Origin of the sequence: Kitasatospora sp. NPDC086791, assembly GCF_040685975.1 — a bacterium.
Taxonomy (GTDB): domain Bacteria; phylum Actinomycetota; class Actinomycetes; order Streptomycetales; family Streptomycetaceae; genus Kitasatospora.
Map to the genome: position 1 here is coordinate 23,578 of NZ_JBFBOC010000014.1, position 19,456 is coordinate 43,033.

Consider the following 19,456-nt stretch of genomic DNA (forward strand, 5'->3'; position numbering starts at 1 on the left):
TGGCCGCCGGAACGGCCGGTGCGGCCGGACCGCACCGGCCGCGGTGCCCTCCACCCGGGCGCGCTACGCCCGGGCCAACGCCGCGATCGCCCCGAGCAGCAGCGCCGAGCCCGCCAGCAGGCCTGCCGTGACGGGCTCGCCCAGGAACAGCACGCCGATCACGGCCGCCGCGGCCGGCTCCAGCAGCACCAGCACCGCCGCCGTCACGCCCGGGACGGCGGTCAGTCCGGTGAAGTACCAGCGGTAGGCGAACAGCGTGGGCACCGTGCCGAGGAAGAGCAGCGCGCCGCCGGTCACCGCCGGGTCCCCGGCCGTCGGCAGGACGCCCTGGGTGGCCGCGAGCGGGAGCAGGCAGAGCAGCCCGGTGGCGAAGGCGCCGGTACCGGCCCGGGCCGAACCGCCGCCCCGGGCCCAGAGGGTGAGGCCGCTCTGCCCGGCGCCGGCGAGGACGGCCAGCGCGACGCCCAGCGCCGGGCGCGGGCCGGCTGCCGGGGCGGCGACCAGCAGGGCCAGCCCGGCGAGGGCCAGCGCGACGGCGGCGAGCGCGCGGCGGGTCAGGCGCTCGCCGAGCAGCAGGTGCGCCCCGAGGCTGGTGAGCACCGGGCCGGCACCGATGGTGATCAGGGTGCCCAGCCCCAGACCCGCGTAGCGCACGGAGCCGAAGTAGGCGCACTGGCTGATCGCCAGGCCGAGCCCGGTCAGCACGGCGGCACCGGGCCGGGAGGCTCCCCCGTCGGCCCGGCGGCCACCGGTCGGCAGCAGGGCCAGGCAGAGCGCCGCGACGCCGAAGCGCCAGCAGGAGACGGCCACCGGACCGAGGCCGCTGGTGCGCATCAGCAGCGCGGCCACGGCACCGCCCGCACCCCAGGCGACGGCGGCGGCGGAAATGGACAACAGGCCACGCCGGAAGGGCACGGCGACGTAGGAGGTCATGCGTCGGTACTCCACGATGAAGGGCCGGTTCGGGTCCGCGGGGTGCGCGCGGGCGGCAGTCATCGCCCCGGCGGCGGGCTGAGTCCCGCCGGGCCGGGGTGGGTGGAGCGGGCCGCCCGCTTAGCGGGCCGGCGGGGGGAGGATCACGTGACGCATGGGGCCAGGGTACGCCTGCGGTGGCGGTGATCTTCCGTCCGGCCGGCCGCACGACGTACCGTCGGGCCCGAACGGAACGCCGTCTCAACACCCTCACAACGCCCCCGAAACGCCCTTCTCGGCGCCTCTCGGCGAAGGAGCAAACGCGATGGACCAGCTGACGCATGATCAGATCGAGGCCGCCGGGCGGCGGATCGCCGGACGGGTGCGCCCGGTGGCGGTGGCGCCGGGGGACGACGGCGAACGGACGTGGCTGGCACTGGAGTTCCTGCAGCACACCGGCAGCTTCAAGGCCCGCGGGGCACAGAACTTCCTGCTCGCGCACGCCGAGGCGGGCACCCTCCCGGACACCGGGGTGACCATCGCCTCGGGCGGCAACGCCGGGCTGGCCTGCGCCTGGGCGGCGCGCGAACTCGGCGTGCGGGCAACGGTGTTCCTGCCGGAGACGGCCTCCCCGGTGAAGCTGGCCCGGCTGCGCCGCTACGGCGCCGAGGTGCGGTTGGCGGGCCGGGAGTACGCGGAGGCGCTGGCCGCGTGCGAGGAGTTCGCGGCGGGCAGCGGCGCGCTGTCCTCGCACGCGTACGACCACCCGTTGATCGCGGCCGGCGCCGGGACGGTACTGGCGGAGATCCGCGCCCGGGTGCCCGGACTGGACACCGTGGTGCTGTCGGTGGGCGGCGGCGGCCTGTTCGCCGGGGTGGCGGTGGCGGCACGCGAGCACGGCGTCCGGGTCCTCGCGGTGGAGCCGACCGGCAGTCGCGCCCTGAACGCCGCACTGGCGGCCGGCCACCCGGTGGACGTCCCGGTCGACTCGGTGGCACAGGACGCGCTCGGCGCCCGCCGCGCCACCGCGCTTGCCGTCGAGGCCGCCGGGCACGAGGGCGTGCGTTCCGTCCTGGTGGACGACGAGGCCATCGTGCGGGCCCGCCGCCGGCTGTGGGAGGACCGCCGGATCGCCGTCGAGTTCGCGGCCGCCACCGCCCTCGCCGCCGTCGACCGGGCCGAGGGCGAGCGCGTCGCCGTCCTGCTCTGCGGCGCCAACACCGACCCGTCCGACCTGGTGGACCGGGCCTGAACCCACCCCGCCCCACTCGGACCGTTCCGGCGCCGCCGGGGCCCCGGCGCATCGCTATGCAGAGAACGCCATTTCCATGAATGGCCGGGGGTGTCAATGATGCAGGCCCGACGGGCGAAGCTCAATCGAGGCTCAAATCCTGAACTTACCCACAAGTAACGTAACAGACGACTGAACAGAATGCCTCCTACCAGGACGGATATCCGGCAAAGAAAGTAAACATTCAGTAATGAAATCTGTGCAGAGGTCTATGAATAGCCCTACTGTGTGGCAACTCTCCGCGCTCCGCCCATCCCGGAGCCCCCACACACAGAGAGATCGCCCATGGCTTCCCTCAACCAGATCTCGCCGCCCGGACAGAGCACCGGCGCCGAATCCGGCACCAGCACCCGGTCGCTCAAGCGCCACGTGGGCCTCATCGGCCTCATGTGGGCCTCGGTCGGCTCGATCATCGGCTCCGGCTGGCTCTTCGGCGCGAAGAACGCCGTCGTCGCCGCCGGACCAGCGGCCCTCCTCTCCTGGGGGATCGGCGCGGTCGCGATCGTGCTGCTCGCCTTCGTGCACGCCGAGCTCGGCGGAATGTTCCCGGTCGCCGGTGGCACCGCGCGCTACCCGCACTACGCCTTCGGTGGCCTCGCCGGCATGTCCTTCGGCTGGTTCTCCTGGCTCCAGGCCGCCACCGTCGCCCCGATCGAGGTCGAGGCGATGATCGGCTACGCGGGCCACTGGCAGTTCGCCAAGAGCTTCCTCAACGCCAACGGCACCCTCACCACCAGCGGCTTCATCGTCGCGGTGCTGCTGATGGGCGTCTTCGTGGCGGTCAACTTCCTCGGTGTGCGGGTCCTGGCGGCCACCAACTCGATCGCGACCTGGCTCAAGATCGGCGTCCCGCTGCTCACGATCCTGGCGCTGTCGATCACCAACTTCCACGCCTCGAACTTCACCTCGCACGGCTTCGCCCCGTTCGGCGCCAAGGGCGTCCTCGCCGCGATCAGCTCCAGCGGCATCATCTTCGCGCTGCTCGGCTTCGAGCAGGCCATCCAGATCTCCGGTGAGAGCCGCAACCCCAAGCGCGACATCCCCCGCGCCGTCCTCGGCTCGGTCGCCATCGGCACCCTGATCTACGTCCTGCTGCAGGTCGCCTTCATCGGCTCGCTGCCGGTCAGCTCCTTCATCAACGGCTGGGACAAGCTCGACTTCCCGGGCATCGAGGGTCCGTTCGCCGGCCTCGCCACCCTGGTCGGCCTCGGCTGGCTCTCCTGGGTGCTGTACTTCGACGCCATCGTCTCCCCCGGCGGCACCGGCCTGATCTACACCACCTCCACCTCCCGCATCTCCTACGGCCTGAGCAAGAACGGCTACGCGCCGCAGACGTTCGAGAAGCTGGACAAGAACGGCGTGCCGTGGTTCGGCCTGGTCATGTCGTTCATCACCGGCGTGATCTGCTTCCTGCCCTTCCCGAGCTGGCAGGAGCTGGTCGGCTTCATCACCTCCGCCAGCGTGCTGATGTACGCCGGCGCCCCGCTGGCCTTCGGCGCCCTGCGCCGCCGGCTGCCGAACCACGAGCGCTCGTACCGGCTGCCCTTCGGCGGGGTCATCTCCCCGGCCGCGTTCGTGGTCTCCAGCCTGATCATCTACTGGTCCGGCTGGCACACCCTGTCCCGCCTGGGCATGGCCATCGTGCTCGGCTACGTCCTGCTCGGCGGCTACGCGGCCTACGCGATCCGCAAGGGACTGCCGAACGCGCCCCGGCTGAGCTGGAAGTCCGCCCAGTGGCTGCCGGTCTACCTGCTGGGCCTCGGCCTGGTCTCCTGGCAGGGCGGCTTCGGCGACGGCACCGGCCGGATCCCGATGTGGTGGGACATGGGCCTGGTCGCGGTCTTCTCGCTGGCCATCTACTTCTGGGCGATCCGGGTGGCCCTGCCGGCCGAGGCGATCCAGCGTGAGGTCGCCGACGTCGAGGTGGTCGACGCGGGCGGTCACTGATCCCCGCACCCCACTCCTGACCCGAAGGGCCCGCCGGACGACCGGCGGGCCCTTCCGCGTGCCTCAGAGGCCCAGCACCGCGCGCAGCACCGCGTCCAGCTCCGCCTCCGGGTCCAGCGCCGGACCGGGCGAGCGCCAGGCGACGAAACCGTCCGGGCGGACCAGCACCGCGCCCTGCGGGCCGATGCCGTGCAGCGCCGCGAAGTCCGCGCCCGGCTCCGGGGCCAGGTCGTCCTCGGCGCCGGAGCCGATCCGGTAGGCGTCCAGCGGGACGGCCAGCCGGTCCGCCGCCCGCCGGGCGCCCGCCTGCCAGGCGCCGCCCTCCGGACCGGTGAGCAGCACCATCGCCTGCTCGTACAGGTCCAGGGTGGAGAGCTTCACGCCCGCCCGCAGCAGCCACTGGTGCGGGGCGCGGCTGCCCGGCTCGCCCGCCGACTCGAACTGCTCGGGGACGACGGCGCCCTCCCCGTCCGTGCCGACCACCGCGCCGACCGGGTAGCGGTAGCCGAGCGCCACCGCGAGCACCCCGGCCTGCCGCCCGACGCCCGGCACCACCGCGTAGCCCGGGTGGCTGTGCTCGGCGGAACGGGCCGAGGCGCGCTCGCTGGTCACCCGGGCGACCGGACGCCGCTCCTGCCCGTACGTCTCCAGCAACCGCGGCCCGGCCCAGCCGCACAGCACGGCGGCGAGCTTCCAGGCCAGGTTGTGGGCGTCCTGGATGCCGGTGTTGGAGCCGAAGGCGCCGGTCGGGGACATCTCGTGGGCGGAGTCCCCGGCCAGGAAGACCCGCCCGGCGCCGTACCGGTCGGCCACCCGCTCGGCGGCGTGCCAGGGCGCCCGGCCGGTCACCTCGACGTCCAGCTCGGGCAGGCCGACGGCGGTGCGGATGTGCCGCTCGCAGCGCTCGTCGGTGAAGGCCTCCAGCGGCTCGCCGTGCTCGGGGTGCCAGGGCGCGTGGAAGACCCACTCCTCCTGGTTGTCCACCGGCAGCAGCGCGCCGTCCGCCTCCGGGTTGGTCAGGTAGCAGGCGATGAAGTGCCGGTCGCCGACCACCTCCGCCAGCCGCTTGGCCCGGAAGGTGATGCTGACGTTGTGGAACAGCTCGCCCTTGCCGGACCGGCCGATGCCCAGCCGCTCGCGGACCGGGCTGCGCGGGCCGTCCGCCGCGATCAGGAACTCCGAGCGGACCACCCGCTCCTCGCCGCCCTCCCGGCTGCGCAGCACCGAGGTCACGCCGTCGGCGTCCTGCTCGAAGGAGACCAGCTCGGTGCCGAACCGCACGTCCGCGCCCAGGTCGCGGGTCGCCCTCAGCAGCACCGGCTCCAGGTCGTTCTGGCTGCACAGGCACCACGAGCTGGGGCTGAACCGGGCCAGCCGGCCGCCCGGGTCGATCTCGCGGAACAGCCACTCCTGCTCGCTGCCGGTCAGCGAGGGTGCCTGCAGGATGCCGTGGTTGGGGGCGAGGACCGAGGCGGCCTCGCGGACCGCCGACTCGATCCCGGCCACCCGGTACAGCTCCATGGTGCGGACGTTGTTGCCGCGGCCGCGCGGGTGGTGCGAAGTGTCGGCGTGCTTCTCGACCAGCAGGTGTCCGACCCCGAGCCGGCCGAGGAAGAGTGAGGCCGACAGCCCGACCAGCGAGCCGCCCACGATCAGGACCGGCACCCGGTCGTCGATCTTCGGATTCATCAGTTGCTCCACCCTGTCAGGGGATTCCGCGGCCCGGCGACTGGAGTCGGCGCCGCCCTCGACGGGCCCGCTCAGCCGGGGGCCCCGCTCTTCCATCCCCCGCCCGGGGCCGGCTGTGCCGCCCCTTCGCCCGGATGGCCCGCAAATCTCGCGCCGCACCCGCCGCGCCGCCCACGATCGACCTCAGGCCTGGCGCCGACCGCCCGGGCCGACCGCCGTCGCACCGCCATCCCAGGCCGGGGAGCGCCCGCCGGGCACGGCCGACACGGCCCGCAGCGTGCGGCCCAGAGCAGAAAGTGGATCATGACAACTCTGTCCGAACCCCAGCCGAGGCAGCACTCCGAGTCCGACACCCGGTTGCGGGTCGTGCTGATGCTGGAGATCCAGGACGGCGCCCAGCAGCGCTTCCTCGACGTCTACGAGCAGCTGCGGCACCAGGTGGCCTCGGTCCCCGGCCACGTCAGCGACCAGCTGTGCCAGTCGATCAACGACCCGCGCCAGTGGCTGATCACCAGCGAGTGGGAGGACCAGGAGACCTTCCTGCAGTGGGTGGACAGCCCGGCCCACCGCGAGATGGTCAAGCCGATGCACGGCTGCGTCAGCGACAACTTCCGCTCGCTGCGCTACGCCGTCCTGCGCGAGACCTCGGCGGCCGGCTCCACCGGCACCCGGGCCCCGATGGAGGTGCCGCCCGGGCTGCCGCCCACCACGCCCGCCGGCCACGTCGGCCCGCCGAAGGCCGAGCCGGGCCCGGACGGCGTGGTCCGCCACGCGCTGACCTTCACGGTCAAGCCCGGCAGCGAGCCCGAGGTGGCCCGGATCCTCTCCGGCTACGCCTCCCCCCGGGCCGAGGTGGACCAGCACACCCGGCTGCGGCGCACCTCGCTGTTCATGCACGGCAACCGGGTGGTGCGGGCCGTCGAGGTGATCGGCAACCTGGGCGACGCGCTGCGCCACGTGGCGATGCAGCCCGAGGTGCGGGCCGTCGAGGAGGCGATCAACCCGTACCTGGAGGAGGCCCGCCAGCTGGGCGACCCGCAGGCGGCCCGTGCCTTCTTCGCCAGGGCGGCGCTGCCCGCCAAGCACCAGGCGATCGCCAGCTCGCCCGCCTCCGGCCGGCTGCACCGGCACGCCGTGCTCTACCCGGTCCGCCCCGGCACCGGACAGGCGGTGGCCGAGCTGCTGGCCGAGCACGACAACCTGGCGACCGCCGACCCGACCGGGCCCGTCGCGGCGGGCACCGTCTTCCGGCGCGAGGACGTGGTGGTGCGCCTGGTCGACCTGCGGGTGCCGGCCGAGGCCGACCCGGCGGCGGCGCTCGGCGTGGCGGACGAGCAGGGCGCGGCCGAGCTCGCCCGGCTGCTCGACCTCGGCCCGCACGGCGACCTGCGCACCGTCGCCGGGCTCAGCGCCTTCCTCGCCGCCCGCGCCATGAACCCGGTCACCGACCGCCGTTCCAGCGACCCCAGTGCCAACTGACGCTCCGTCACCACCCGTCGATTTCCCGGAGGAAGAGCACCATGACCACGCAGTATCCACGGATCGTCAACGTCGACGAGGCTCCGGAGAACCGCCGGCACGGCGCCGAGCTACGCACCATGCTCACCCCGACCAGCTGCGGGGCGACCAGCGGCTTCATGGGCCTGGCGATCGTGCGGCCCGGCGAGCGGATCGGCGAGCACTACCACCCGTACTCCGAGGAGTTCGTGTTCGTCGTCTCCGGCGAGCTGGAGGTGGACCTGGACGGGAAGGCCCACCCGCTCAAGCCCGACCAGGGCCTGATGATCCCGATCAACATGCGCCACCGCTTCCGCAACGTCGGCGACACCGAGGCCCGGATGGTCTTCCACCTCGGCCCGCTCGCCCCGCGCCCCGACCTGGGCCACGTGACCACCGAGGAGTCCGCCACCTCCGGCCCGCCGGAACACGCCAAGGTGGCCTCGTGACCCGGCGCGTCGCCGTCACGGGGATCGGTGTGGTCGCGCCCGGCGGGGTCGGGATCCCGGCGTTCTGGAACCTCCTCACGGCCGGCCGCACCGCGACCCGGGGCATCACGCTCTTCGACCCCACCGGGTTCCGCTCCCGGATCGCCGCCGAGGTCGACTTCGACCCGACGGCCCACGGGCTGGGCCCGGAGGACGTCCAACGGGCCGACCGCTACGTCCAGTTCGCGATGGTCGCGGCCGACGAGGCGATCGCCGACGCCGGTTTGGACCTCGCCGCCGAGGACCCGTGGCGGATCGCCGTCTCGCTCGGGACCGCCGTCGGCGGCACCACCCGGCTGGAGCACGACTACGCGCTGGTCAGCGACGCCGGCGCCCGCTGGGACGTGGACCACCGGCAGGCGCAGCCGCAGCTGCACCGGGCTTTCGCCCCCAGCACGCTGGCCTCCACGGTGGCCGAACGGACCGGCGCGCGCGGCCCGGTGCAGACCGTCTCCACCGGCTGCACCTCCGGTCTGGACGCGATCGGCTACGGCTTCCAGGCGGTCGAGGAGGGCCGCGCCGACATCTGCGTCGCCGGCGCCTCCGACTCCCCGATCTCGCCGATCACGGTCGCCTGCTTCGACGCCATCAAGGCCACCAGCGAGCGCAACGACGACCCGCAGCACGCCTCCCGTCCCTTCGACGCCGACCGCGACGGGTTCGTGCTCGGCGAGGGCGGTGCCGTCCTGGTGCTGGAGGAGCTGGAGCACGCCCGCCGCCGCGGCGCCCGGATCTACGGCGAGGTCGGCGGCTTCGCCACCTTCGGCAACGCGTACCACATGACCGGCCTCACCAAGGAGGGGCTGGAGATGTCCCGGGCGATCGACCACGCGCTCGACCACGCCCGGGTCAACCGCACCGACGTCGACTACGTCAACGCGCACGGCTCGGGCACCAAGCAGAACGACCGGCACGAGACCGCCGCGGTCAAGCGCTCGCTGGGCGCGCACGCCTTCGGGACGCCGATGAGCTCGATCAAGTCGATGGTCGGGCACTCGCTCGGCGCGATCGGCGCGATCGAGGTCGTCGCCTGCACCCTGGCGCTCGCCCACGGCATCGTGCCGCCGACCGCCAACTACGAGACTCCGGACCCGGAGTGCGACCTCGACTACGTGCCGCGCACCGCGCGCGAGCTGCCGCTGAGCCACATCCTCTCGGTCGGCAGCGGATTCGGCGGATTCCAGTCCGCCGTCGTGCTCAACAGAACGGGGTGAGTTCCATGACGTCACGTCAGCAGGGCCGCCGGGCGGTGATCACCGGCCTCGGCGTGGTGGCACCGAACGGTGTCGGGGCCGATGCCTTCTGGAAGGCCACCCGCCAGGGCGTGAGCGTCCTCGACCGGATCTCCCGCGAGGGCTGCACCGGGCTGCCGCTCCGGATCGCCGGCCAGGTACAGGACTTCGAGCCGCAGTCGGCGATCGACAACCGCTACCTGGTGCAGACCGACCGCTTCACGCACTACGCGATGGCCGCCGCCGATCTGGCGGTGGAGGACGCCGGCTTCCGCGCCGACGCCGAACAACCCTTCGCGGTCGGCGTGGTGACCGCGGCGGGCTCCGGCGGCGGCGAGTTCGGCCAGCGCGAGCTCCAGCAACTCTGGGGCCAGGGCCCGAGGTTCGTCGGTCCGTACCAGTCCATCGCCTGGTTCTACGCGGCCAGCACCGGCCAGATCTCGATCCGCGGCGGCTACAAGGGCCCGTGCGCGGTGGTCGCCAGCGACGAGGCCGGCGGCCTGGACGCCCTCGCGCACGCCGCCCGCACGATCGAGCGCGGCACCGACGCGGTGGTGGTCGGCGCGGCCGAGGCTCCGCTGGCGCCGTACTCGATGGTCTGCCAGCTCGGCTACCCCGAACTCAGCCTGGCCGAGCGGGCCGAGGAGGCCTACCTGCCGTTCACCGCGAAGGCCTGCGGCTTCGCCCCCGCCGAGGGCGGCGCGATGCTGATGCTGGAGGACGAGCAGACCGCCCGACGGCGCGGTGCCACCGTCCGGGCGTACCTGACCGGGCACGGCGCCACCTTCACCGGGGCCTCCCGCTGGGAGGAGTCCCGGGACGGGCTGGCCGCCGCGATCCGGATCGCGCTGGACGAGGCCCGGATCGCGGCCGAGGAGATCGACGTGGTCTTCGCGGACGCGCTGGGCGTGCCGGCCGCCGACCGGGCGGAGGCGCTGGCACTGGCCGACGCGCTCGGCCCGGCCGCCGAGCGGGTCCCGGTCACCGCCCCCAAGACCGGTACCGGGCGGGCCTACTGCGGCGCCCCGCTGTTGGACGTGACCGCCGCCGTACTGGCCATGGAGGACGGCGTCCTACCGCCCACCCCCAACGTCACCGAGGTCTGCCACGACCTCGCGCTGGTGACCGACCGCGCCCGCCCCGCCGAGCTGCGCACCGCCCTGGTGGTCAGCCGCGGGCTGATGGGCTCCAACTCCGCGCTGGTGCTCCGGCGCGGCGAGCGGTCCTGACCACTCCGTCACACCCCGCTCCGTCACACCCCGCTCCGTCACACCTCCGAAGGGAACACCCCGTGAGCAACACCCTCAGCTATCCGGAACTCGCCACCCTGCTGCAGGCCCGGGCCGGCGTCACCGTCGCCCCGGCCGACCTGGAGCAGCCGGGCGCGCAGTTCGACGCGTTCGGCGTCGACTCACTCGGACTGCTCGGCGTCGTCGGCGAGTTGGAGAACCGGCACGGCCTCAAGGTCACCTCCGGCGCCGAGTCCGCCAAGACCCCGGCCGAGTTCCTCGCGCTGGTCAACTCCTCCCTCTCCGCGAAGGCCGGTGCCTGAGATGCCCGGACACACCGACAACGAGATCGTCATCGCCGCGCCGCTCGACCTGGTCTGGGAGATCACCAACGACCTGGAGAACTGGCCGGAGCTCTTCAGCGAGTACGCCTCCGTCGACGTCCTGGAGCGCGACGGCGACCGCGTGCGGTTCCGGCTCACCATGCACCCGGACGAGAACGGCCAGGTGTGGAGCTGGGTCTCCGAGCGGACCACCGACAAGTCCTCGCTCGCGGTGCGCGCCCGCCGGGTCGAACCCGGCCCGTTCGAGTTCATGGACATCCGCTGGGAGTACGCGGAGGTCCCGGCCGGCACGAAGATGCGCTGGATCCAGGACTTCGCGATGAAGCCCACCGCCCCGGTCGACGACGCCGGCATGGTCGACCACATCAACAAGAACTCGCGGATCCAGCTGCAGCTGATCCGGGAGAAGGTCGAGAAGCGGGCGGCCGAGCTGTGAGCGGCATGCACCGGGCCCTGATCGTCGCCCGGATGAAGCCCGAGGCGGCGCCGGACATCGCCGAGGTGTTCGCCGAGTCCGACCAGGGCGAACTCCCGCACCTGATCGGCGTGACCAGTCGCAGCCTCTTCCAGTTCGGCGACGTCTACCTGCACCTGATCGAGGCCGACCGACCGCCGGGCCCGGCCGTCGCCAAGGTCGTCGGGCACCCGGAGTTCCGCTCCGTGAGTGACCGCCTGACCGCCTTCGTGCAGGCCTACGACCCGGCCACCTGGCGTGAGCCGAAGGATGCGATGGCGCGGGAGTTCTACCGCTGGGAGCGCTGAACCCGCGCGCCCCCGATGGGCCCGTCCCCGGCCGTGTGCCGGGGGCGGGCCCGGCTCGTTTCCCGGGTCCGTTCCCCCGAGCGCCCCGCCTCCCGAGCGCCCTGCCTCGTACACGCACGGCTCGGGCGCTCCGGCGCCTTGAGCGGTTTCACCCGGATCGCCCGGGCAGCCGGGTGAACACACCCGGGACTCCACCCGAAGGGCGTACGGTCCGTACCGGCGCTGCCACGCTCCGGTGGCAGGCGGCGGCACGGTGGATGACGGTGGATCAGGCGCACACCCCCCGCGAGTCCTCTTGTCCGGCACCGTGCCGGCAGTCGCGGGCCCGCGCGCCGGAAGGAACAACCTCATGCGTTCTGCACGCACGCTGCTCGCCGGGGCGGCCGTCGCCGCCGTCCTCACCGCCGGTGCCCCCATGGCCTTCGCCGACGGGGCCGCCGACCAGGGCAAGAACCTCACCTGGCAGGAGAAGCAGGACAAGCCCGACAAGGGCGCTGCCGACAGTTCGAAGCCCGCCGACGACAAGAAGGGCGGCGCCTCCGAGGAGCACAAGGGTTCCGAGGAGCACAAGGGCACGGAGGAGCACAAGGGTTCCGAGGAGCACAAGGGCTCCGGCGAACACAAGGGCACCGAGGCCAAGGACGAGGACCACACGACCCCGCACGGCGGCGTGCACACCGGCGGCGGCGGTCTGGCACTGTCCGGCGGCGGGCTCGCCTCCGGCGCGGTGCTGCTGCTCGGCGGCCTCGGGGCCGGCGCCTTCGCCCTGCGCCGCGGCCGCCGTGCCTCCGGCGCGGTCGCCTGACACCGCGCACCCTGATTCCGCCGCCTCCGGGCGCCTCCCCGGCCGGGGTGAGGCGCCTCGGGGGCGGCGGGCCGTTCGGAACCGGTTGAGCGGAGGACAGGAATGACGGGCGGTCCCACCCCTGGAATGCCCCGGCTGCTGCGCGCCGGGATGGGCGCGGCAGCGGTAGGTCTGCTGCTGATCTACAACTCGGTGGACACCGGGCCGAGCACCGACGCGGCGGCCACCCAGGCCGCTCCCCCGGCGGCCGCCGCACCGGCCGTGCCCGGGCCGTCGGCCGCCGCCTCCCCGCCGCCCGCGGCAGCCGCACCGGGTGCGCCGGCGCTCAAGCGCGCCAAGCCGACCCGGCTGCGGATCCCGCAGATCGGCGTGGACGCGCCGTTCACCGAGCTGACCCTCGGCCCGGCCGGCCAGCTCAACGCGCCGCCGCCGGACGACAAGAACCTGGTCGGCTGGTACCGCGACGGCGTGACCCCGGGCGAGCGCGGCAGCGCGGTCGTCGCCGGGCACGTGGACACCACCAAGGGCCCGGCGGTGTTCCTGCTGCTGAGCCTGCTGCTGCCGGGGAACAAGGTCGAGGTGAGCCGAGCGGACGGCACGGTCGCGGTGTTCACGGTCGACGCGGTGGAGACCTTCGCCAAGGACGCCTTCCCCGACAAGAGGGTGTACGGCAAGACCCCCGACGCCCAGCTGCGCCTGATCACCTGCGGCGGCACGTACGACAAGAAGCGGCGGGACTACCTGGACAACGTGGTGGTCTTCGCGCACCTGGAGTCCTCCGCCAAGGCGGCCTGAGCGGGGCACCCGCACGCGAACGACCGCCGGTCCCCGATCTCCCGGGGGCCGGCGGTCGTCGTGTGCGGCGTCGCGTACCGGCCGCGTGCGCCGGGCTCCTGCGCCGGACGTCGGTGTCAGCCGCGGACGGTGGCCTCGAAGGCGTGCAGGTAGGGGTTGACCGGGCACACCTCGGTGACCGTCAGACCGGCTTCCTCCATCAGCCGGACCATGCTCTCCTCGGAGTGCTTGGCGCCGCCCACGTTGAGCATCAGCATCAGGTCCATGGCGGTGGTGAAGCGCATCGACGGGCTGTTGTCGACCAGGTTCTCCACCACCACGACGCGGGCGCCGGGGTGGGCCGCCGCCACCACGTTGGCGAGGGTGCGGCGGGTGCTCTCGTCGTCCCACTCCAGGATGTTCTTGATGATGTACAGGTCGGCGCGGACCGGGATGTCCACCCGGCAGTCGCCCGGCACCAGCCGGGCCCGGGCGGCGAAGGCGCCGCCCTCCCGCAGCCGGGGATCGGCGCCGGCGACGACCTTGGGCAGGTCGAGCAGGGTGCCGTGCAGCGCCGGGTGCTTCTCCAGCAGGCTGGCCAGCACGTGGCCCTGGCCGCCGCCGATGTCGACCACCGAGTCGACGTCGGTGAGGTCCAGGTAGTCGGCGAGATCCCGGGCGGACTGCCGGCTGGAGGTGGTCATCGCCTTGTCGAAGACCTTCGCCGAGTCGCCGCCCTCGCTGTGCAGGTAGTCGAAGAACTCCTTCCCGAACAGCTCCGGGAACACGTTGCGGCCGGAGCGGACCGCCTCGTCCAGCTTCGGCCAGGCCTCCCAGGTCCACGGCTCGGTGCACCAGAGGGAGATGTAGCGCAGGGAGTTGGGGGCGTCCTCGCGCAGCAGCCGGGACATCTCGGTGTGCTCGAAGCGGTCGTCGCCGCTCTCGGCGAAGATTCCGTAGCAGGTGAGCGCGCGCAGCAGGCGGCGCAGCTGGCGGGGTTCGGTGTCGAGCGCGACCGCGAGGTCGGTGACGGTGGTCGCGGTGTCGCCGAGCACGTCGGCGACGCCGAGCCGGGCGGCCGCGCGGACGGCGGCGGCGCAGGCGGCGCCGAAGACGAGTTCGCGCAGGCGCATCGCGGCCTGCGGGCCGGTGTGGACGCGTGCAGTGGTCATTCGCGGTTCCTTGGGAGTGGGCGGCGAGGGGCTGGAAACGATGGGCGGGTCGGGCGGCGAGGGGGTGGGGTGCTCAGCAGCGGCCGGAGGGCTCGGAGCGCTCGCAGGTGTTGCGGGCGAAGGTGTTGCCGGCGCCGGCGTCGCGGTCGGCGAGGTCGGCCGGGCCGTTGCCGCTCAGGCGGTTGTCGGTGACGACGGCCCGGGTGTTGGAGATGCCGACGACGCTCTTGAAGAGGACGATGCCGCCGGAGAAGTCCGAGGTGCCCGTGTTGTCGCGGACCTCGTTGTCGGTGACCCGGGTGTCCTCGGTGCCGGTGAGCACGATGCCGGCGCCCTGGATGGCGCCCAGGCGCGGGTTGGCCGGGCAGAACTTGTTGTTGGCGACGACCTTGTTGCGCCGTACGTCCAGGTTCCCGGCGCGGGGCACGCCCTCGTCGCCGACCACGAAGACGCCGCTGCAGTTGCCGCTGATGTCGTTGCCCTGGACGGCCAGTCCGCGCAGCCGGCGGACGGTGACGCCGACCCGGTTGCCGGTCAGCTCGTTGCCCTCGACCACGGTGCCGCCGGTGTCGGGCGAACCGCCTTCGCGGTAGGCGTAGTTGGCGAGGAAGACGCCGGACTGGCCGTTGTCGGTGGAGCGGTTGTCGAGGATGGCGGCCCGGGTGGACATCTCCTGGCTGATGCCCTGCTGGGCGTTGTCGTGGACGTAGGTGTGGCGGACGGTCAAGCCGGTGGTGCCGCTGGCGTCGATGCCGTTCTTGGCGAAGCCGGTGACGGCGAGGGCCTCGATCGTGACGTCGGGCAGCGGGTCCGTCTCGGTGCCGTCGACGCAGATGCCGTGCCCGGCGGTGGCGCAGGCGTTCTCCTTGCCGGTGCCGGGGGTGATCACGCTGTCCGGGCCGGAGCCGACCAGGGTGAGGCGGGGGGTGGTGATGCGGACGCTGCCCCGGTAGGTGCCGGGCAGCACCAGGACGGTGTCGCCGGGCCGGGCGGCGTCGACGGCCTGCTGAATCGATTCGCCCGACTGGACGAGGTGCAGTCGGCCGAGGTCGACGGCGTGGGCCGCGGGCGCGGCGGCCAGGGTGACGAAGGCGGTGGTCAGGGCAGTGGCGGCCGCGGTGGCCGCGGCGAGGTGGTGGACCCGTCGCGTGGGCATGAGTGGTGACCTGTCTTTCGGCGCGCGCGGTGTTCGTGGTGGTGTGTCGGGGTGCTTCGTGGTGTGTCGCGGTGTGCGTGGTGGTGTCGGGTGTCCGGCCCGGCGCGGCGGTGTGGGCTGACGCGCTGTGCGCGGGCGGTGACGGCCGGTGGGTGCGGCCGAGTCGACGGTACGGTCGCCCGGGTGGGGTCGCCACCAGGGCTGGGCTGCGGGACTGACGGGGCGTCGGCCGGGCGGGGGACGGCCCGGCGTGGCGCGCGGTTTCGCCGGGCCGGGAAGCCCTGCCGTCGGGCGCCCGCCGCGCCCCGCCCCGCACCGTCGCCCCGGCGCGTGACATCCTCGGGGCCATGACCACCGCGCTCGTACCGTCCGTCGCCACCGCCCGCAACCCGATCGGCGCCCATGTGCCGGTGGCCGGCCGCGGGCTGGCCGGGACGGGTCTGGCGTACGCGCGGCGGGTCGGCGCCGAGACGGTGCAGGTGTTCGTCGCCAACCCGCGCGGCTGGGCCACTCCCCCGGGCAACCCGGCGCAGGACGAGCAGTTCCGCACCGCCTGCGCCGAACAGGGCGTCCCCGCCTGGGTGCACGCGCCCTACCTGATCAACTTCGGCTCGGACAACCCGGCCACCCGCGAGCGCTCGGCCGACTCGCTGCGGCACTCGCTGCGCCGCGGACACGCCATCGGCGCGCTCGGGGTGGTCCTGCACACCGGCTCGGCGGTCGGTACGGCACCCGGCGGCGGCCCGCGCCGGACCGAGGCGATGGCGCAGGTCCGCGAGGACGTCCGGCCGCTGCTGGACGAGCTCGACGCGCTCGGCGCGGACGCCCCCTGGCTGCTGCTGGAGCCGACCGCCGGTCAGGGCAGCTCGCTCTGCTCGCGGCTGGAGGAGCTGGCCGAGTACGTGGAGGCCCTGGACGGTCACCCGAAGGTGGGAGTCTGCCTGGACACCTGCCACGCCTTCGCCGCCGGGCACGACCTGGCGGTCCCCGGCGGGGTGACGGCCGCACTGGACGCCCTGGCCTCCGCCGCCGGCCCCGGCCGACTGCGGCTGATCCACGCCAACGACTCCGAGGACGTCGTCGGCGCCCGCAAGGACCGGCACGCCAACATCGGCGCCGGGATGATCGGCGCGGAGCCGTTCCGCGAGCTGTTCGAGCACCCGGAGACGGCCGGCGTCCCCCTTCTGGTGGAGACCCCGGACCGCAAGCACGGCGGGGACGGCACCGGGCACGCGCTGGACATCGCCGTGCTGAAGCGGCTGCGGGAGCGGGCCGAGGTCCGCGCCTGAGGGCTCCGGGCGCCGGCGGCCCCCGGCCCGCACCGCGCGCGTGCGGGCCGGAGCAGCTGCCGCCGGAGCTGCCGGATGACGGGGCCGGTGGCAGGCTGGTACGGATCACTGCCGCCTGCCTTCCATGGGGGTCGTTCCATGTCTCCGACCCGGAAACTCGCCGAGTTGCCGTGCGGACGTCGCAGCAAGTGGGTGGTGCTCGCCCTGTGGCTGGTGCTGCTGGTGGCCGCCGGCCCGCTGGCCGGAAAGCTGATGGGCGCCGAGGACAACCAGGCGTCCAGCTGGCTGCCCGGCAACGCCGAGTCCACCCGGGTGCTCGACGAGCAGCGAGCCTTCCAGCCGGTGGACACCGCCCAGGCCGTCGTGGTGTACCAGCGGACCAGCGGCATCACCCCCGCCGACCGGGCCGAGGCCACCCGCGACGCCGTCCGGTTCGCCGCCGTGCCGCACGTCGTCGGGCCGGTGAACGGACCGGTGGTCTCGACCGACGGCCAGGCCATGCAGACCACCGTGCCGATCGACATCGGCAGCAACGGCTGGAACGACCTCAAACCCGCCGTCGACCAGCTGCGCCGGATCGCCGCCACCGACAGCAACGGCATGACCACCCACGTGACCGGCCCCGGCGGTGTCGGCGCCGACCAGGCCGAGGCCTTCGCGGGCATCGACAGCTCGCTGCTCACCGCCACCGTCAGCGTGGTGATCATCCTGCTGCTGCTCACCTACCGCAGCCCGGTGCTGTGGATCCTGCCGCTGGTCTCGGCGGCCGGGGCGCTGACCGTCGCCGAGGCGATCATCTACCTGCTCGCGAAACACACCGGACTGACCGTCAACGCGCAGAGCGCCGGCATCCTGATCGTCCTGGTGCTCGGCGCCGGGACGGACTACGCGCTGCTGCTGACCGCCCGCTACCGGGAGGAGCTGCGCCGCCACCAGGACCGGCACGAGGCGATGGCCTTCGCCCTGCACCGGGCCGGGCCCGCCATCATCGCCTCCTCGGCGACCGTGATCGTCTCCATGCTCTGTCTGCTGGTCGCCGAGATGAACTCCACCCGGGGCCTCGGCCCGGTCTGCGCGATCGGCGTCCTGGTCGCCCTCGTGGCGATGCTCACCCTGTTGCCCGCCCTGCTGGTGATCGTCGGCCGCTGGGTGTTCTGGCCGGTCCGGCCCGGGTACGGCACGCCGGAGCCGACCAGGACCGGCCGCTGGGCGCACATCGGCACCTGGATCGGCCGTCGGCCCCGGAAGGTGTGGGTGACGACGGCGCTGGCGCTCGCGGCCTGCTGCATCGGACTGGTCTCGCTCGACGCCAACGGCCTCAGCACCGCCGGGACCTTCACCGGCACACCGGACTCGGTGGTCGGCCAGCAGGTGCTGGAGGAGCACTTCCCCGGCGGAACGGGCGCACCGCTCACCGTCATCTCCACCGACGCCGGCGCCCCCGCCGTCCGGGAGGCGGCCCGGACGACGGCCGGGGTGGCGGCCACCACGCCACCGGTCGTCCACGGCGGGCAGGCCCTGTTCCAGGCGACCCTCGCCGATCCGCCGGACAGCCGGGCCGCCAAGGACACCGTCGACCGGGTGCGGGCCGCCGTGCACGCCGTGCCGGGCGCGGACGCCAAGGTCGGCGGCAGCACCGCCGTGGTGCTGGACGCCGGACGCGCCGCGGCGCACGACAACCGGGCGATCATCCCGCTGGTCCTCGGCGTGGTGCTGCTGATCCTGGCGGTGCTGCTGCGAGCCGTCACGGCGCCGCTGGTGCTGATCGCGACCGTGGTGCTGTCGTACGCGGCGGCGCTAGGGATCAGCGCCTTCTTCTTCGCGCACGTCTTCCACTTCCAGGGGCAGGACAACGCGTTCCCGCTGTTCGTCTTCGTCTTCCTGGTCGCGCTGGGAATCGACTACAACATCTTCCTGATGACCCGGATCCGGGAGGAGTCCGCCCAGTACGGCACCCGGCAGGGGGCGTTGAACGGGCTGTCCGCCACCGGCGGGGTGATCACCTCGGCCGGCCTGATCCTCGCCAGCACCTTCGCCGTGCTCGGCACCCTGCCGATCGTGGGCTTCGCCGAGATCGGCTTCGCGGTGGCCCTCGGCGTGCTGCTCGACACCCTGATCGTGCGCTCGGTGCTGGTCACCGCGCTCACCATGGACCTGGACCGGCACATGTGGTGGCCGGGGCGGCTGGCCCGTCCCGGCGCGGTCGCGCAGGCGCCGCCGAGCGGGCAGGGGTGAGCGGGCAGGGGTGAGCCCGGGTGCCGCCGCGCGGCACCCGGGCTCACCCGTCGATCAGCGGCCGATCAGCAGTCGATCAGCAGTCGCCGATGCACTTGTCGTCGGTGTGCTCGTGCGCGTTGAGCCACTGGGCGTGCGGGCCGAACAGGCCGACACCGGCCGAGCCCGTCTCCAGGCTCGCCGAGGTCGACGAGTCCGACGCGTGCCAAGCGGCCATCGCCGGCACCGGCACCGCGAGAGCGGCGGCGCCCGTCACGGCGGCGATCACGGCGAGCTTGCGGGCGTTTCCACGAAACGACATCAGATGTCCTTTGGGTGGTCGGTGGTCTCTGGCATGGGAGGAGAAGCGCCCCGGGGCCGGCCACAAGCACACCCGGCCACCCCGCGGCACCGGCACAGATTTGCACACGAACCCGCACGAACCCGCCTCCATCGCAACCCGGCTGAGGCATTCGGGTGACACAACTCCCCCTCCCGGACGAACCGGGTGGCCCGTTCGCGTACGTGGTCGAACGGCCGGTCGGAGCACGCCGGACGAGTGCCCGTCGGATCGCCGTACCACCGCAAGTCTTCCGGCGAAGCGCCGGACCGACTGAACAAATCCCGTCGATTTGGTGCACGATGCCGCCCGGTC

At 73.5% G+C, this 19,456-nt stretch carries 18 protein-coding genes; 13 read left to right on the forward strand and 5 right to left on the reverse strand.

Features of this window, described 5'->3' with window-relative positions; all coding sequences use genetic code 11:
• Positions 1 to 63 precede the first annotated feature (63 nt).
• Complete coding sequence (locus tag AB0Q99_RS20055; RefSeq protein WP_363573594.1) at positions 64 to 933, reverse strand: DMT family transporter; 870 nt, start codon at positions 931 to 933, stop codon at positions 64 to 66.
• A gap of 304 nt (positions 934 to 1,237) precedes the next feature.
• Here AB0Q99_RS20055 and AB0Q99_RS20060 point away from each other — a divergent pair, with 304 nt between their 5' ends.
• Both AB0Q99_RS20060 and AB0Q99_RS20065 read left to right on the forward strand, forming a co-directional pair.
• A complete protein-coding gene (locus tag AB0Q99_RS20060; RefSeq protein ID WP_363573596.1) occupies positions 1,238 to 2,164 on the forward strand; it encodes a threonine/serine dehydratase in 927 nt (308 codons plus the stop codon).
• Positions 2,165 to 2,488: 324 nt separating this feature from the next.
• Positions 2,489 to 4,150: an APC family permease gene (locus AB0Q99_RS20065; protein WP_363573598.1), complete on the forward strand. Its 1,662-nt coding sequence runs from the start codon at positions 2,489 to 2,491 to the stop codon at positions 4,148 to 4,150.
• 63 nt (positions 4,151 to 4,213) lie between these two features.
• On the opposite strand, the gene AB0Q99_RS20070 is transcribed toward AB0Q99_RS20065, so the two are convergent.
• Complete coding sequence (locus tag AB0Q99_RS20070) at positions 4,214 to 5,839, reverse strand: FAD-dependent monooxygenase (protein ID WP_363573600.1); 1,626 nt, start codon at positions 5,837 to 5,839, stop codon at positions 4,214 to 4,216.
• Between the two features lie 303 nt (positions 5,840 to 6,142).
• Here AB0Q99_RS20070 and AB0Q99_RS20075 point away from each other — a divergent pair, with 303 nt between their 5' ends.
• The 9 genes from AB0Q99_RS20075 to AB0Q99_RS20115 all read left to right on the forward strand — a co-directional run bounded on the left by AB0Q99_RS20075 (position 6,143) and on the right by AB0Q99_RS20115 (position 12,991).
• Positions 6,143 to 7,318 carry a SchA/CurD-like domain-containing protein gene (locus AB0Q99_RS20075; protein WP_363573602.1) on the forward strand — a complete coding sequence of 392 codons (1,176 nt, stop codon included), beginning with the start codon at positions 6,143 to 6,145 and terminating at the stop codon, positions 7,316 to 7,318.
• A gap of 41 nt (positions 7,319 to 7,359) precedes the next feature.
• Positions 7,360 to 7,785, forward strand: coding sequence for a cupin domain-containing protein (locus AB0Q99_RS20080; RefSeq protein ID WP_363573603.1), 426 nt, complete (start codon positions 7,360 to 7,362; stop codon positions 7,783 to 7,785).
• Positions 7,782 to 9,038: a beta-ketoacyl-[acyl-carrier-protein] synthase family protein gene (locus tag AB0Q99_RS20085; protein WP_363573605.1), complete on the forward strand. Its 1,257-nt coding sequence runs from the start codon at positions 7,782 to 7,784 to the stop codon at positions 9,036 to 9,038. Before AB0Q99_RS20080 ends, AB0Q99_RS20085 begins: the two co-directional genes overlap by 4 nt.
• A gap of 5 nt (positions 9,039 to 9,043) precedes the next feature.
• Entirely contained in the window at positions 9,044 to 10,285 is a 1,242-nt protein-coding gene (locus AB0Q99_RS20090; RefSeq protein ID WP_363573607.1) for a beta-ketoacyl synthase N-terminal-like domain-containing protein, read from the forward strand.
• 62 nt (positions 10,286 to 10,347) lie between these two features.
• Positions 10,348 to 10,608, forward strand: a complete 261-nt coding sequence (locus tag AB0Q99_RS20095) for an acyl carrier protein (protein ID WP_363573609.1) — start codon at positions 10,348 to 10,350, stop codon at positions 10,606 to 10,608.
• A gap of 1 nt (position 10,609) precedes the next feature.
• On the forward strand, positions 10,610 to 11,065 hold the full coding sequence (locus AB0Q99_RS20100; protein ID WP_363573611.1) for an SRPBCC family protein: 456 nt from the start codon (positions 10,610 to 10,612) through the stop codon (positions 11,063 to 11,065).
• Between the two features lie 5 nt (positions 11,066 to 11,070).
• Positions 11,071 to 11,391 carry a TcmI family type II polyketide cyclase gene (locus tag AB0Q99_RS20105; RefSeq protein ID WP_363573807.1) on the forward strand — a complete coding sequence of 107 codons (321 nt, stop codon included), beginning with the start codon at positions 11,071 to 11,073 and terminating at the stop codon, positions 11,389 to 11,391.
• Positions 11,392 to 11,740: 349 nt separating this feature from the next.
• Positions 11,741 to 12,196, forward strand: a complete 456-nt coding sequence (locus AB0Q99_RS20110) for a hypothetical protein (RefSeq protein WP_363573613.1) — start codon at positions 11,741 to 11,743, stop codon at positions 12,194 to 12,196.
• A gap of 102 nt (positions 12,197 to 12,298) precedes the next feature.
• Positions 12,299 to 12,991, forward strand: coding sequence for a class F sortase (locus AB0Q99_RS20115; RefSeq protein ID WP_363573615.1), 693 nt, complete (start codon positions 12,299 to 12,301; stop codon positions 12,989 to 12,991).
• Positions 12,992 to 13,107: 116 nt separating this feature from the next.
• Here AB0Q99_RS20115 and AB0Q99_RS20120 read toward each other — a convergent pair whose 3' ends face one another.
• On the reverse strand, positions 13,108 to 14,142 hold the full coding sequence (locus tag AB0Q99_RS20120) for a methyltransferase (protein ID WP_363573617.1): 1,035 nt from the start codon (positions 14,140 to 14,142) through the stop codon (positions 13,108 to 13,110).
• 73 nt (positions 14,143 to 14,215) lie between these two features.
• Positions 14,216 to 15,298 carry a right-handed parallel beta-helix repeat-containing protein gene (locus AB0Q99_RS20125; RefSeq protein ID WP_363573619.1) on the reverse strand — a complete coding sequence of 361 codons (1,083 nt, stop codon included), beginning with the start codon at positions 15,296 to 15,298 and terminating at the stop codon, positions 14,216 to 14,218.
• A gap of 347 nt (positions 15,299 to 15,645) precedes the next feature.
• Between AB0Q99_RS20125 and AB0Q99_RS20130 the strand changes: the two genes are divergently transcribed.
• Entirely contained in the window at positions 15,646 to 16,587 is a 942-nt protein-coding gene (locus AB0Q99_RS20130) for a deoxyribonuclease IV (RefSeq protein ID WP_363573621.1), read from the forward strand.
• A 138-nt stretch (positions 16,588 to 16,725) separates the two neighbouring features.
• On the forward strand, positions 16,726 to 18,822 hold the full coding sequence (locus AB0Q99_RS20135; protein ID WP_363573623.1) for an MMPL family transporter: 2,097 nt from the start codon (positions 16,726 to 16,728) through the stop codon (positions 18,820 to 18,822).
• A gap of 76 nt (positions 18,823 to 18,898) precedes the next feature.
• On the opposite strand, the gene AB0Q99_RS20140 is transcribed toward AB0Q99_RS20135, so the two are convergent.
• Entirely contained in the window at positions 18,899 to 19,123 is a 225-nt protein-coding gene (locus tag AB0Q99_RS20140; protein WP_363573625.1) for a hypothetical protein, read from the reverse strand.
• Positions 19,124 to 19,456: the final 333 nt, after the last annotated feature.